We start from the raw sequence: 14,338 nt of genomic DNA on the forward strand, positions 1-14,338 counted from the left end.
ATGACCCAGACTCAGGCTCAGACCCCGACCCGGGTCGCCACGAAGCCGCGGAAGATCAGCCGACGGACCCTGGCGTCCCGCGTACCGCACTACGTTGCCCTGCTCGTCACCGGAGTGCTGTTCCTCGCTCCCGTCGCGTACATGATCGCGGCGTCACTCGCGCCGGCGAGCGACACCCTGGCCGGCTTCGCGGTTTTCGACGTGACGCAGTGGGGATTCCATAACTACTCAGGCGTTGCGTCGAGCCTGTCCACGGACAGCACCGGGCATCTGTGGCGGTTCTTCGCCGTCTCGTTCACGGTGACCGTCGCCGTCGTCGGGCTGGGACTCATCGTGAACTCGATGGCAGCATACGCACTGTCGCGACTGACCTGGCGCGGGCGCGGACAGGCGCTGTTCGTCATCCTGCTGCTCCTGATCGTGCCGTTCGAGGCCGTCGCCGTGCCGATGTTCTACCTGTACAACGACGCCCGCAACACCCTCTGGATCCAGATCGTTCCGTTCATCGGCAACGCCCTGTCCATCTTCATCTTCTACTCGTTCTTCAACGGGATTCCCCGAAGCATCGATGAGGCAGCAAGGATGGACGGCGCCAATCCGTGGGGGATCTTCTGGCGAATCATCGCCCCGATGAGCAAACCGGCGTATGCCTCGGTCGCCATCCTCACCTTCCTCACCCAGTGGGGATCGTTCCTATGGCCGGTGCTGATGATCTCGGATCCGAACCTTCGACCGTTGCCACTGCAGATCAGCGTGTTCGCGGGTCAGCTTCCGCCGGCATGGGGCCAGGTGATGGCGTTCGGTGTCCTGCTGGTCCTGCCGGTCATCGTGGTGTTCCTCATCTTCCAGCGCTGGTTCATCGAGGGTGTGGCGAGCTCGGCCGTCAAGGGCTGATCGCTCTCCACTCCCTCAACAAACAAACTTTTTCAGAAGGATAAATCTTGGCTGTACTTTTCCCCTGCGGTTCCATCGGGACGGCACTGTGACGTTCCGGCTGCCAGACCACTGGGTGTGGGACAGCTGGCTGGCTGATGACGGCGAGAACTACCACCTGTTCTTTCTCCGCGCGAGCCGTGCGCTGATCGATCCGCACAAGCGCCACTTCCGCGCCTCGATCGGGCACGCCGTCTCAGCGGACCTCGAACAGTGGACGCTTCTTCCAGACGCCCTCGCCGCCGGCGATTCACCGGGCTTCGATGACCTCGCGACGTGGACGGGCTGCACCGTTCAGGGTCCGGATGGCACCTGGCACCTGTTCTACACCGGCGTCAGTCGCGCGGAGAACGGCCTGCAACAACGGATCGGGTCCGCGGTCTCCACGGACCTCATCACGTGGACGCGGTCCGACATGCCCGTGCTCGAAGCGGACCCCCGGTGGTACGAGAAGCTGGGCGAGGGCACCTGGGTCGACGAAGCCTGGCGAGACCCGTTCGTCTTCTTCGACCACGACACACAGCTGTGGCAGATGGTGATCACCGCCCGCAGCAGGTTCGGAGACCCCGACCAGCGCGCCGTCGTCGGGCACGCCGTCAGCGCCGATCTCACGACATGGAGCATCCGTCCACCGTTATCTCAACCCGCCGGGTTCGGTGAGATGGAAGTGATCCAGTCGCGTGACATCGACGGCACTCCCACCCTTCTGTTCTCCTGCCTGCCCGACCGGGCACCTGGCATCCCCTTCCACACCTCGAGCACCGGCACGTGGATCGCGCAGGGTCAGAGCCTGTTGGGGCCCTGGGACATCACCGGCAGCTCGAGTTTCTTCGTGCCAGGGGTCTATGCGGCTCAGCTCTTCCAGAAGCGTGACGGAAAGTGGGTCGTTTTCGGTTTCCAGAACAGCGTCGACGGACGCTTCGTCGGAGAGATCGCGAACCCAGCCCCGCTCACCCAGATTTTGGCCGGTGAAAGCCTTTTCCCACGAATTCCGGTTACGGCCATGTGAAACCTGATCCACCCACACACAAGGAGGAAACATCATGATGAAAAAAATGATCGCAACCGGCTCGGCTGCGGCGCTCATTCTCGGAGGCGCCGTTCTCGGAGCAGGACCCGCTGTCGCCTCACCGGGACAGGGCAAAACCAAGACCACCGACGTGACAGTAATGTCATTCAACATCCACTACGGCGCTGACAGCGACAACAGCTTCGACCTCGAACGCACCGCTTCTGTCATCGAGGACTCCGGTGCCGAGATCATCGGCCTGCAGGAAGTGGACAACCACTGGGGCGCACGCAGCGAGTTCCTCGACGAAGCAGCGTGGCTTGCAGATCGGCTCGACATGCACGTCGTCTACGGCGCGAACCTCGACGAGCCTCCGCTTCCCGGCGACACCGAGAACCGTCAGTACGGCACAGCGATTCTGAGCGAGTACCCCATCCTCTCCTCGGAGAACCACCTGCTGACGAACATCGAGTATGAGGAACAGCCCACAGAGCAGCGAGGGCTCCTCGAGGCGGTCGTGAACGTCCGTGGCAACCACATCGCGTTCTACAGCACCCACCTCGACTTCCAGCGCGAGGAACAGCGCGCACTGCAGGTCGAGGAGATTCTGGAGATCACCGGAACAAGCAAGCGTCCCGCCGTCATCGTCGGTGACCTCAACGCGGCTCCGGATGCCCCGGAGCTGCAGCCGCTCTTCTCGGCCTTCACCGACACGTTCGCCGCGCTGGGACAGAACGAGGACTACACCTTCGGTCCTGACCTTGAGGGACTTCCCGGCAGCGGATCGGTCGAGAACCCGACCCTGCGTATCGACTACATCCTGACCGCCCGAGGCGCTACCGCGACCTCGGCGGAGGTCATCCGGACGACGGCGTCAGACCACCTGCCGATCGTCGCCGAGCTGTCGATCACCAAGAGCCCCAACGGCAAGGTCAAGTAGCGAACAACCGGTCACAGAACGAGTCGTGGTCCTCGCGGGTTCAACCCCGTCGAGGACCACGTCCGTTTCGGGTGCCCGCCGCCACCGTGGCTGGCGGGCACTACCCAGAAAATCAAGTACGGTTGAGCCCAGAATGCCCTCTCAGACCCGGATCCGCCGCCTCGCCGTTCTCGGCTCGCGCTTTCTCACCGTCGGCGCGATCTCCACCGTCATCGAGATCGCGGTGTTCAATCTGCTGCATTACGCGCTCGGCACCGACCTCATCGTTGCCAAGATCGTGGCGTCCCTCGTCGCCCTCGTCAATGCGTACTTCGGCAACCGCGAGTGGACCTTCCGCCACCGGGGCCAGCACGGCCGCGTGCTCGAACTGGTCCTGTTCCTCGTGGTCAATGCGATCTGCACCCTGCTCGGAGCTGGCATCGTCGCCGTCGGCGTCGGGATGCTCGCCTCCCCCGGCCCTGTCCTCGTCAATGTCGTGAACCTGGTGAGCATCGTCATCGTCGTATTCATGCGATTCCTCTTCTATCACTTCGTCGTCTTTCGCGGCGTCCGGCCGAGCGCAACCGTTGGGACGGCTGGAGAGCGCTCCGGCCGGTGAACGCCCGCAATCTGTCGGGTTCAGCGGCCACCCGCGCAACCCCCCGGTGGTTGTCAGGAACTTTGAGTTACAGCCGGTAACGTAGATGTTCGTGCCCCGCCCAGGCAGGCTTCCGTAGAGAGACAGGATTCTTACGTGATCGTTCACAGGCTGACCGTCGATGGTCGAGACTACTTTCTTCCCGACCCCGTCACCGAACTCCGCAACAAGGTTCTCGCGGCGATCCAGGCTGGCGGCGGCTACGTGAACATTCCGCCGTTGCGAGGCGGCCCCGGTATCGACATCCTTTTCTCTCCGGGCATGCCCGTCGTCTGGAGCACGATCGACGTCGGCGGCGGCGAGAACAACGGTGAGTCGATGACCACTGAGAAGGGTGCCCTCGAGGACGACGCGTTCGGCCTCTGACCTCGATCGACTCTCAGCTCTGCTGAACGCCACGCGTTCAGCAGAGCTTTTTGTTTTCCCTCAGCTCAGCTGAGCTGCGAGCATCGTGTCGATCTCGTCCGCCGGCATGGGCCGGCCAAAGAGGTAGCCCTGGGCCCGGTCGCAACGCATCCCGCGCACCCGAGCCAAATGTTCTTCGTTCTCGACACCCTCCGCGACGACCCGAACGCCGCGCTCCTGGAGCAGAGCGACGGCCACGGCCATCAGCGCTCCTCCGGTGCTCGAGCTGTCCTGAATCAGCGAGCGGTCAATTTTCAGTTCAGTGATCGGAAGATCCTGCAGCTGGGACAGGGATGAGTGCCCGGTTCCGAAGTCGTCGAGCGAAATCCCGAGCCCAGAGGACTGAAGCCGCATGAGGCGCTCGGCGACCGCGTTGAGGTCTGCGATGAGCTGGGATTCCGTGATCTCGATCGTGAGCGTGCCTTCCGGTAAAGCGAATTCCGTCAGGAGTTCGTGAAGCAACTCGAACACTCCCGGTGTCGAGAGCTGCACCGCAGACACGTTCACGGAGACGTCGAGCTGGAAGCCGGCCTCTCGCCACATCGCCGAGTGACGGCATCCCTCTCGCAACATGAAATCACCGATGTCGTGGATGGCGCCAGACTCTTCAGCTTCGGGGATGAATCCACCGGGCATCACTAGTCCGCGCTCGGGGTGCTGCCAGCGGCACAGTGCTTCGACAGCGACGATTCGGCCGGTCGACATGTCGATTTGAGGCTGGAACCACGCCTGGATCTCGCCCCGCTCAACCGCACCCTGCAGGTCAGTTGCGACGCTCACGAAGAGCTGCCGCCTGCCGTGAAGAGTGCAGACGGGACAGAGGTCAGGAGGTGATGCCTGAAGGTGGACATACCTCATGGTCGTTCGAACGGGAATCAAAATCTACGCACCCGGCCCCCCGGCGAATGTGCGTATAATCCTCGTCGCGTTTTTTGTCTCACCCGGCGTGACTCGTCGCGAATCGTTGGCGACCAACGTCAAGAACGCCGGGATCGCGGTGGATTTTCCACCCGCTCCGGCTCGCTTACACGTTTCGAGACTCGATGTGAAGCCCCTTGCCAAAATTGCTCGGTGAAAATGGCTCGGATATTCTTTTCGAGACAGCCGCGCTTCGGCTGACCAATTGGCTTTCGCCCAGTGATCAGGAGTCGTCGTGCCCACCGAGCAACTGTCATCCGTTCGACAACGCAACAACGTCACTGTCTCCGGCAACATGACCGGCCGCCCGATGGTCTTCGCGCACGGGTTCGGGTGCAGCCAGGAGATGTGGAGCGCTGTCGCACCCTCGTTCGAAGAGGACTACCTCGTCGTCCGCTACGACCAGGTCGGCGCCGGTGAATCTGATCTTTCCGCATATGACGCGGGCAAATACGACTCGCTCCACGGGTACGCCGATGATCTGCTTGACATCCTCGATGACCTCGACCTGACCGACGCCGTGTTCGTCGGCCATTCGGTGAGCGCGATGATCGGCGTGCTGGCTGCCGCACGCCGACCCGAGCGGTTCGGAGCACTCATCCTCGTCGGACCGTCGCCTCGATACATCAATACCGAGGACTATGTCGGCGGTTTTGAACAGCAGGATATCGACTCCCTCCTCGACGCGCTCGACGCGAACTACCTCGGCTGGTCGGCAGCGATGGCACCGCTGATCATGGGAAACAGTGACCGTCCCGCGCTCGGCGACACCCTCACCGAGAGCTTTTGCAACGTCGACCCCACGATCGCCCGGCATTTCGCCCGCGTCACCTTCCTCTCGGACAACCGTCGCGACCTTCGCAATGTCGCGACTCCGGCTCTCGTGCTGCAGTGCCGGGAAGACATCATCGCCCCGACCGCCGTCGGCCGCTTCGTGGCGGACGAAATCCCCAACAGCTCATTCGTGCTGATGGACGCGACCGGTCACTGCCCCAACCTGTCCGCCCCCGCAGAATTGTGCAACAAGATCCGTGCTTACCTCGGATAGTTCACAAACGGGACCGGCACCTCTCGCCGGAGCGGAGCATCCGGTCGCCGATTTCGAAGACCTTTTTCACAACGCACCCTGCGGGTACGTCGTCACCACGAACGACGGGGTGATCACCACCACGAACACGGCCTTCGCCACGATGACCGGGTATGGCTGCCACGAACTGGTGGGGCGGCGGTTCGCAGACCTGCTCACGCCAGGCAGCCAGTTGTTTCACGAGACCCGCCATTTCCCGGTGCTGCACCTGCGAGGCCGGGCCGATGAGATCGCGCTCGTGCTGCAACGCGCAGACGGCACTCACCTGCCGACGCTGGTGAACTCGTTCGTCGTGCCAGGGAACGACGGTGCACCGGGGGAGATCCGCATCGCCGTTTTCGACTCCACGGAGCGCCGGGACTACGAACAGGACCTGCTCGAGGCGAGGCGGGCTGCTGAGTCATCGGAATCCTACGTTCGGGCACTGCAGCAGGCGTCGAGTGCATTCACGCTCGCCGATACCGAGGAAGAGCTCACCACGGCGATCGCCGAGAGCATTCGTGAAGCGTTCACTGCCACTCACGCTTCCGTCCTTTTGATCAACAGCGACGGAGACCTGGAGTTGGCGGCCGGCTCGCACCCGCTGCGGGATGCCGAAGCCACGATCGAGGCCGCAGCGCTCGCGTTCGGCAGGACTGTCGCGGTCTCCAACTCGGACATGGCCGACAGTGTGGTTCCCGGTCTCACCGAAACGCTGAGGGAGGCCCGTCTGGAAGCGGCCTGCGCCACCCCGCTGCTCGACAAGGGAAAGCCAGCCGGCGTCGTCGTCTGCTATTTCGGACGGGAACGTCACCTCGCCGACAACGCGATCGAGCTGATGGAGACACTCGCTCGGCAGTCGGCGCATGTGCTGGCGCGCCTGCGCCTGCAGGAGCAGCTCGCCGAACTCGCGCTGAACGACCAGCTCACCGGACTCGCCAACCGCAAGTTGCTCGAGGAGCGCCTGGACCAGACGCTCGCCACAGTGATCAGAACACAGCGTGCCGTCGCCGTGTTGTTCCTCGACCTTGACGGCTTCAAAGTCGTCAACGACGTGTGCGGCCACGTCGTCGGGGATTCGGTGCTGCAGCAGGTTTCCGAACGACTGCGATCCGTCGTCCGTACCGCGGACACGATCGGCCGATACGGTGGCGACGAATTCGTCATCATCTGTGACGACACCGACGCTGACGCCGCGATGGTCATCGCCGATCGCATCCGCGCCGTGGTTCGGGAACCTCTTGTCGGAGTGCCTGACTCCTGCCCGATCTCGGCGAGCGTCGGCGTCGCGCTGCTCGGTGCAGGCACGAATCCCGCTGTGTCGAGTGACAATGTGCTCCAACTGGCGGATGCCGCGATGTACACATCCAAGAACGCCGGCAAGGATCGCGTCACGATCGTGTCTGTGTAGTTGCATGGGACTGTGTCGCCGATGCCAGAATCCGGTTCTCGCCGGGGATAGAATTATTTTTCGCCGCCCATCCGATGGGCGGCATCAATTCGATGCGTGGAGGACTGCCCGGTGGGAACGCTGACATATGACTCGAAGGTCACCGCGAGCATTGATGACCGCATCCTTGCGCATCTGCAGGTCGTCATACTGGCCAAGCTGCGCAGGGGCGAGCCGTTCGCTTTCACCTGGAACGAGAATGCGAATGGTCTCGGCCGCACAACGATCTGGATCCACAACGCCATTTCGTTGACCTTCCAGTACTACGGCGGCAAGGTGCCGCCGATCAACTCCCGCTGGGTTCAGGCCCTCGTGCGTTCGTCGAACTCCGTCGGCGGGCTCGAGATCCTGCCGGAACCGCCCGCTCTTCCGCCCGCTGGTCCCGACGCGGGCACCGCAGCGCTGCTCTAGCCCGCAACGCTCCCCCAGCCGGCAGCGCCTCTCCAGACCGCGGCGCTTCTTCCGGCTCCAGCGGCGGTGCTACCGTCTCGATCGCTCTGATTTCGCCGGATGGGATTCCTCGACCACCCGCGGAAGTTCCTTCACCGGAATGATCACGATGTCGTCGACCTTCCAGTCGAGGGCTCTCGCTCCTTCGCGCGCCGCTTCCACGTCGGCGAGACTCACTTTGCGGCGCGAACGCGGCACGACGAACGATTCGATGTGGAAGACGTGACCCTGGTCGCGCGCGCGGGAGCCGGCATCCGCCACCCAGGGAAGCGCTCGCAGATACTCATCGACCTTGTGCACGATGGGGTGCGGTTTCGCGTCGTCGAACGTCATCGCCCTGGTGTCCATCAGGTCTTCCACGGCGGCACGGGCATTCTTCAGCCCGTCCTTGAGGATGCTGCCGGCGATGAACAGGGCTGCTGCCGCGTCCGCCCACCACAGGCCGAGTCCGATACCGCCGACGCCGACCATGGAGCCGAGTGCGGTCATCCAGTCGGCCTTGTTCATGTCGGCATCGGCATAGAGAACTTTGTCGTGCAGTTCCCGGGCCAGCTTCATCTTGGCCCGGCCGATGAAGACGGGTGGAAGCGCGATGAGCGCCATGACGCCCATCATGAGCCAGCCGAGCCAGAACACCTGCCCGAAGAGCTCGACCGAGCCGATGCTCGGGTGTTCACCCATGATCAACCCGGAGCCGGAGTCGACGATGAGGAACGTCCCCATGGTGACAAGCGCAACGGCGGCGACGAGGTGTCCAACGCCGACGGACCGGTGAAATCCGTACGGATGCTTCGGGTTGGGTTTCCGTCGAGCCAGCCGCACCGCGATGAGGAACACGATCGGGGGGATGAACGACAGCAGGTCCTCGATCCATGCCGCTTTCATCGCCTGTGAGTTGCCGAGCACCAGGAACACGAGGGTGACGGTGACCGCCAGGAACCCGATCGTGATCCACTCGAGGCGGATCGCCTTCGCGAGGGTCTCTTTCTGCCTCTGGGGCAGCGCGGTTTCACCGAAGCCGACGTCGCTCACGGGGCGCCCTCCGTGTTCAGCAGGAAGCGCTCGAGCTCGAGCAGGAACGCGTTCTCTCCCATGGGCGCTGCCATGACGTGCTTCTCCAGCCCCGTGCTCGTCGTCACTTCGGTGAACGGCTTCGTGATCGCCGACCGATCGCTCCACGGAGACTGGTCGGTGAGACCACCGATGACGAGATCGAGCGACCCCTCCTCCAGTTGCGTCATGAGGCGTTCCTCACTTCCCTCGACCCAGGCGATGTCCGCGTCGATCGAACCCGCGAACTCCTCGACCAGGTCGACCTCGATCCCGGATGCCTCACCGTCGTCGGTCATCTGGGTCCATTCCCCGTTCGGCGAGATCCCGACGCGGAGAGTTCCGCCGCTCACCCGGTCGAGCGTGCCCTCCGGATCAGCGGGAAACGTGGTCGCACACCCGGTCAGGCCGAGCGCCACCGCGAGCGCCGCGATGGCGATTTTCGAGCGGATCCGGGACATCATGAGGCAACCATAGCGACGAAGCGTGGGCGGCGAGAGCCACTTGCACCCGGGCCGTTTCTACGTCCAGAATCCGCTGTCCTAAGTCGGATCGATTGGCAAGGGCCTTGCGACGGCACGTCGCTGAGGGGGACTGTTGAACAATGGCACGATCCCAGACCCTGATGGGCCCCAGCACCTTTTCCGACCCCACGTTCAGCGCCCGCGGGCCGCTGAGCGCCCGACTCCTCGAGCTCCTCCGCTCGGCGCCAGGCGATGATGTCGACCTGCTTCCGCTCGCCGACGAAACGATCGACCGCGCTGCCCGGCTCGTGCACGACGACGACGTGCAACTCGCCCTGTTCATCCTCTACGGGCTCCACTACGGCTCCGTGGTCGACACGGATGACGCGTGGGAGTGGCATCCGTCGCTCATCGCACCGCGCCGACGGCTCGAGTCCGCATTCGAAGCCGAGCTGCGCGACAACGTTCCGATGCCGGAGTTGCCGGAGTCGACGTCGAGCGCCGTGGCATCCGCATTGTTCACTCTCACGGGCGCGGACTCGGGCCCGAGCCTGTCTCGCTACGTGGCCGCGAAGGCGACGCGCGAGCAACTCGCCGAGTTTCTCGTGCACCGCTCGATCTACACCCTCAAAGAGGCCGACCCGCACTCGTGGGCGATCCCCCGGCTGAGTGGCCGGGCGAAGGCCGCGATGGTCGAGATCCAATCGGACGAATACGGCGGCGGCCGCCCCGAGCGGATGCACGCCGCCATCTTCGCGGGAACCATGCGCGGTCTCGGACTGGATGACCGGTACGGCAGGTACGTCGACCACGTGCCGGCGGTGACCCTCGCGTCGCTCAACATGATGTCAATGTTCGGGCTCAACCGGCGGTTGCGCGGCGCTATTGCCGGGCACCTCGCTGCGTTCGAAATGACGTCCTCGATTCCCAACGGGCTGTATGCGCGCGGATTCCGCCGCAACGGATTCGGTGAGGATGTCACGTGGTACTTCGACGAGCACGTCGAGGCGGATGCCGTCCATGAGCAGATCGCGGGCCGCGACCTCGCCGGGTCCCTCGCCGAGGACGAACCGGCGCTCCTCGCCGACATCATGTTCGGTGCAGCCGCGTGCCTCACGGTCGACGGCTGGGCCGGGCAACACATTCTCGACGCGTGGACAGCGGGTGAGTCGGCGCTGCGGGTGCCGCTGGAGCCGGGAGCTGAATCGTCCACGCCCGGCGGTCACGTGGCATCCGGATCGGGGTCGTGAGTATGGAGGCAGACATGAGTGATCTCAACCGGGCAGCGCCGCAGATCGTCGCGTGCCCCAACGGACCGTTGCTCGTGCGCGGCGAGCTCGACCTCGTCACGCCGGAAGGTGATCCGATCGAGCGCAAGCGCCGCACGATCGCCCTGTGCCGGTGCGGAGTGTCGGCGATCAAGCCGTTCTGCGATGGAACGCACAAGGCGATCGGCTTCACGACCGACCCGTAGGTTTCGCAGGAGATCGCACGGTTTGCAGGAGACTTTCGCGAGTTTCCTCCTGCGAATCGTGCGATCTCCTGTTTTGCGTGTGACGAGCGGATGCCGCGCTGGCCCTACGCTGGACGGGTGACCTCGACCCAGCCGGCATCCCGCGTGCCGATCGGCGCGACCGGCCTGGTGCTCGGCGGTCTGCTGTGCCAGGAGGTCGGTGCGTCCTTCGCGGTGCTGCTCTTCCCGACCGTCGGCGCCCTCGGGATGGTCACCCTGCGGCTCGTGTTCTCTGCAATCGTGCTGCTGCTGATCTGCCGCCCACGGTTACGCGGCTACTCCCGCAGTGACTGGCTCACCGTTGCCGCGTTCGGGCTCGTCCTCGCCGGCATGAACGCGCTGTTCTACGAGGCACTCGCGCGGCTTCCGCTCGGACCCGCCGTCACCATCGAAGTGCTCGGGCCGCTGCTTCTCTCGGTGATCGTCAGTCGGCGGGCGTCGAGCTGGCTGTGGGCGGTCCTTGCCTTCATCGGTGTCGCGTTGCTCAGCCGGGGTGGACTCGAAGCGCTCGACCCGATCGGCGTGCTCTTCGCCGCGGGTGCCGGCGCGCTTTGGGCGGGCTACATCCTCATGTCAGCCAGGACCGGTGCCCGGTTCCCCAAGCTCGACGGGCTCGCGATCGCCATGTCGATCGGAGCCCTGGTGACGCTGCCGCTCGGCCTCGGCACAGCCGGCTCGACCCTGTTCAGCCCCACCATCCTGCTGCTCGGGCTCGCGGTTGCCGTGCTGTCGTCCGCGATCCCCTATGCCCTGGAACTGCTCGCGCTGCGGCGTTTGGCTGCATCGACGTTCTCGATCCTGATGAGCCTCGCCCCGGCAATGGCCGCCATCGTGGGCGCGCTGGTGCTGGGCCAGGGTCTCACCCTGGTCAGCGGGCTCGCGATTCTGCTCGTCGTCGTTGCCAGTGCTGGGGCGGTGCGATCGGCATCCGTTCACGCACGCAAGCAGGCGGGGCTCGCCGAGCCGGTCGCCTGAGGCGCGGATCTCGCCAAGCCCGATCACCGCCGGCTCACGGATGCCGCCGCGCACGATCGGCAGGAGATCGCACGATTCACAGGACGAAAGTCCCGACAACCTCCTGCAAACCGTGCGATCTCCTTTTCTGCGTGCGACCGTGACGGGGCATCCGCTCAACCCTCGCGCCCCAGAAGGACAACACGCCCAGAGAAGGACGAATGTGGCCCGACCATCCTTATCTCGCGTTTATTTCCTTCTCTCCGGCCGACGGATGCCTCGAACTGCGGATCTCGACAAGCTCGATCACCGCTGGGCCTCGATCACCGCTGGGCCTCGATCACCGCTCGACAGGCTCGATCACCGTCGAGACGCGGTCACCGACGCCCGCCGGGCCGCAGGTCGAGCCGGCGCAGCAGCTGCGCGTTGAGCGCAACGATGATCGTCGAGAGCGACATCAGCAGCGCGCCCACCGCCATCGGCAGCACGAATCCGACCGGAGCGAGGATGCCTGCTGCAAGCGGTACCGACAACAGGTTGTACCCGGCGGCCCACCACAGGTTCTGCTTCATCTTGCGGTAACTCGCCTCCGAGAGTTCGATCACCGAGAGCACCGAGCGCGGGTCATCGCTCGCGAGGATCACACCGGCGGACGCGATCGCCACGTCGGTTCCCGCGCCGATGGCGAGGCCCACGTCCGCCTGCGCCAGGGCCGGAGCGTCGTTCACGCCGTCGCCGACCATCGCGACCCGCCGACCCTCCGACTGCAACTGGGCCACGCGCGCGGACTTGTCCTCGGGCCGGACGCCGGCGAACACGCGGTCGATGCCGACGGCATCCGCCACCCTCTGGGCGACGGGTTCCGCATCTCCGGTGATCATCACGACCTGGATGCCACGCTCGTGCAGCGCCTGCACGGCAGCAATCGATTCAGCCCGCACCTCGTCGACGAGCTCCAGCGCCCCGACCACCTCACCATCAACGATCACGTGCAGCAGCGTGCCGCCGGAGGCATCCCAGGTTGAGGGCAACGGTTCAAGACCCCGCCGCTCGAGGAGGTACGGTCCGCCGACGGCAACGGATGCTCCGCCAACCGTCGCCGAGACCCCCTCGGCGGGCGATGACCGGAAGTCGGTCGCGGCTGACAGCTCGAGGTGTGATGCGGCGCGCACGATCGCGCGAGCGAGGGGGTGTTCGCTGTCGGACTCCGCCGCGGCGGCGAGCGCCAGCACCCGATCGGTCGTCCAGCCCTCGGCAGGGGACACGGCGGAGACGACGGGTTCACCGTGGGTGAGCGTTCCGGTCTTGTCGAACAGCACGGTGTTGACGGTGCGCATGCTCTCGAGGGCGAGCCGGTCCTTGACGAGCACGCCGGCGCGGGCGGCCCGCTCGGTCGCGATCGACACCACGAGCGGAATAGCGAGGCCCAGCGCGTGGGGGCAGGCGATGACGAGAACGGTGATCGTGCGGATGACGGCGTCGTCGGGGGTGCCGAGCAACGTCCACACGATGGCGGTGACCGCTGCGGCGCCAAGTGCGAACCAGAACAGCCAGCCGGCGGCGGTGTCGGCGAGCCGTTGCGCCCGTGACGATGAATTCTGCGCATCAGCGACGAGCTTGCGGATGCCGGCGAGCGCGGTCTCCTCCCCCACCGCGGTCACCCGGATGCGGAGGCCGCTGTCGGTGGCGACCGTCCCGGCGACGACGGGATCGCCGGTCGAGCGACGCACCGGCATCGACTCTCCGGTGACCATCGATTCGTCGACGTCTGCAGCTCCCTCGGCGATGTCACCGTCGGCCGGGATTCGGCCTCCCGGGCGCACCACGACAACGTCACCGACGACGAGCTCGGCCGGCGCCACCGGGACGACGGTGTCGCCCTCGACCCGCTCCGCCTCGTCGGGAATCAGCGCGGCAAGCGAGTCGAGCGCCGACGACGTCTGCGCGAGCGACCGCATCTCGATCCAGTGGCCAAGCAGCATGATCACGATGAGCAGCGCGAGCTCCCACCAGAAATCGAGCGCATGATCGAGGATGCCGCTACTCGCGCCCCACGACGCGACGAACGCGACCGAGATGGCGAGCCCGATGAGCAGCATCATCCCTGGTTTGCGGGCTTTGATCTCGTCGACCGCCCCGACGAGGAACGGTTTGCCGCCCCAGACGAACATCACGGTGCCGAGGATCGGCGACACCCAGCGAACCCATGGCTGATCCGGAAGGGGATAGCCGAGGATGTCCGCGAACATCATGCTGAAACCGACCACCGGGATGGCAAGGACGAGCATGATCCAGAACAGGCGGCGGAACTGGCCGGCATGGTCGCCGTGACCGGCATGACCGGCATGGTCGCCGTGACCGGCATGACCGGCATGGTCGCCGTGGCCAGCATGACCGGCGTGGTCGCCGTGGCCCGCATGACCGCCGTGACCAGCATGACCGGCGTGTTCGTGCACGTCGGAACCGGTGGAGTCGGCCCTGCCCGTGGCATCCGCGCTGAGTTCGTGTGATCCGTGGGAAGTTGTCATGACCGTCATCGCATACCCCCT

General features: G+C 65.0%; 15 protein-coding genes. 11 read left to right on the forward strand and 4 right to left on the reverse strand.

What is annotated here, in order from left to right:
- From D9V29_RS01450 to D9V29_RS01470, 5 genes are all read left to right on the forward strand, one after another.
- On the forward strand, positions 1 to 894 hold the full coding sequence (locus D9V29_RS01450; protein ID WP_121671552.1) for a carbohydrate ABC transporter permease: 894 nt from the start codon (positions 1 to 3) through the stop codon (positions 892 to 894).
- Positions 895 to 982: 88 nt separating this feature from the next.
- Positions 983 to 1,942 (forward strand): glycoside hydrolase family protein, encoded by a 960-nt coding sequence (locus D9V29_RS01455; protein ID WP_121671553.1) that lies wholly within the window; start codon positions 983 to 985, stop codon positions 1,940 to 1,942.
- Between the two features lie 34 nt (positions 1,943 to 1,976).
- A complete protein-coding gene (locus D9V29_RS01460) occupies positions 1,977 to 2,882 on the forward strand; it encodes an endonuclease/exonuclease/phosphatase family protein (RefSeq protein WP_121671554.1) in 906 nt (301 codons plus the stop codon).
- Positions 2,883 to 3,015: 133 nt separating this feature from the next.
- Entirely contained in the window at positions 3,016 to 3,480 is a 465-nt protein-coding gene (locus D9V29_RS01465) for a GtrA family protein (RefSeq protein ID WP_121671555.1), read from the forward strand.
- A gap of 135 nt (positions 3,481 to 3,615) precedes the next feature.
- Positions 3,616 to 3,885 carry a hypothetical protein gene (locus D9V29_RS01470; RefSeq protein WP_229790386.1) on the forward strand — a complete coding sequence of 90 codons (270 nt, stop codon included), beginning with the start codon at positions 3,616 to 3,618 and terminating at the stop codon, positions 3,883 to 3,885.
- A 60-nt stretch (positions 3,886 to 3,945) separates the two neighbouring features.
- Here D9V29_RS01470 and D9V29_RS01475 read toward each other — a convergent pair whose 3' ends face one another.
- Positions 3,946 to 4,704 (reverse strand): EAL domain-containing protein, encoded by a 759-nt coding sequence (locus D9V29_RS01475; protein ID WP_183084874.1) that lies wholly within the window; start codon positions 4,702 to 4,704, stop codon positions 3,946 to 3,948.
- 373 nt (positions 4,705 to 5,077) lie between these two features.
- On the opposite strand from D9V29_RS01475, the gene D9V29_RS01480 reads away from it, so the two are divergent.
- The 3 genes from D9V29_RS01480 to D9V29_RS01490 all read left to right on the forward strand — a co-directional run bounded on the left by D9V29_RS01480 (position 5,078) and on the right by D9V29_RS01490 (position 7,769).
- Positions 5,078 to 5,890, forward strand: a complete 813-nt coding sequence (locus D9V29_RS01480) for an alpha/beta fold hydrolase (protein ID WP_229790385.1) — start codon at positions 5,078 to 5,080, stop codon at positions 5,888 to 5,890.
- Positions 5,874 to 7,319, forward strand: a complete 1,446-nt coding sequence (locus D9V29_RS01485; RefSeq protein ID WP_121671557.1) for a sensor domain-containing protein — start codon at positions 5,874 to 5,876, stop codon at positions 7,317 to 7,319. Before D9V29_RS01480 ends, D9V29_RS01485 begins: the two co-directional genes overlap by 17 nt.
- A 111-nt stretch (positions 7,320 to 7,430) precedes the next feature.
- Positions 7,431 to 7,769, forward strand: coding sequence for a DUF7882 family protein (locus D9V29_RS01490; protein WP_121671558.1), 339 nt, complete (start codon positions 7,431 to 7,433; stop codon positions 7,767 to 7,769).
- A 69-nt stretch (positions 7,770 to 7,838) separates the two neighbouring features.
- Here D9V29_RS01490 and D9V29_RS01495 read toward each other — a convergent pair whose 3' ends face one another.
- Positions 7,839 to 8,840 (reverse strand): cation transporter, encoded by a 1,002-nt coding sequence (locus tag D9V29_RS01495; protein ID WP_121671559.1) that lies wholly within the window; start codon positions 8,838 to 8,840, stop codon positions 7,839 to 7,841.
- Positions 8,837 to 9,322 carry a transporter substrate-binding domain-containing protein gene (locus tag D9V29_RS01500; RefSeq protein ID WP_308428556.1) on the reverse strand — a complete coding sequence of 162 codons (486 nt, stop codon included), beginning with the start codon at positions 9,320 to 9,322 and terminating at the stop codon, positions 8,837 to 8,839. Before D9V29_RS01500 ends, D9V29_RS01495 begins: the two co-directional genes overlap by 4 nt.
- A gap of 140 nt (positions 9,323 to 9,462) precedes the next feature.
- On the opposite strand from D9V29_RS01500, the gene D9V29_RS01505 reads away from it, so the two are divergent.
- The 3 genes from D9V29_RS01505 (at position 9,463) to D9V29_RS01515 (ending at position 11,810) form a co-directional block, all read left to right on the forward strand.
- Positions 9,463 to 10,572, forward strand: coding sequence for an iron-containing redox enzyme family protein (locus D9V29_RS01505; protein WP_229790384.1), 1,110 nt, complete (start codon positions 9,463 to 9,465; stop codon positions 10,570 to 10,572).
- A gap of 14 nt (positions 10,573 to 10,586) precedes the next feature.
- Positions 10,587 to 10,796, forward strand: coding sequence for a CDGSH iron-sulfur domain-containing protein (locus D9V29_RS01510; RefSeq protein ID WP_121671698.1), 210 nt, complete (start codon positions 10,587 to 10,589; stop codon positions 10,794 to 10,796).
- Positions 10,797 to 10,913: 117 nt separating this feature from the next.
- On the forward strand, positions 10,914 to 11,810 hold the full coding sequence (locus tag D9V29_RS01515) for an EamA family transporter (RefSeq protein WP_229790383.1): 897 nt from the start codon (positions 10,914 to 10,916) through the stop codon (positions 11,808 to 11,810).
- A gap of 356 nt (positions 11,811 to 12,166) precedes the next feature.
- On the opposite strand, the gene D9V29_RS01520 is transcribed toward D9V29_RS01515, so the two are convergent.
- Positions 12,167 to 14,317, reverse strand: a complete 2,151-nt coding sequence (locus D9V29_RS01520; RefSeq protein WP_121671699.1) for a heavy metal translocating P-type ATPase — start codon at positions 14,315 to 14,317, stop codon at positions 12,167 to 12,169.
- Positions 14,318 to 14,338: the final 21 nt, after the last annotated feature.

The sequence above is a fragment of the Mycetocola manganoxydans genome (assembly GCF_003667545.1).
Classification (GTDB): Bacteria; Actinomycetota; Actinomycetes; order Actinomycetales; family Microbacteriaceae; genus Mycetocola_A; species Mycetocola_A manganoxydans.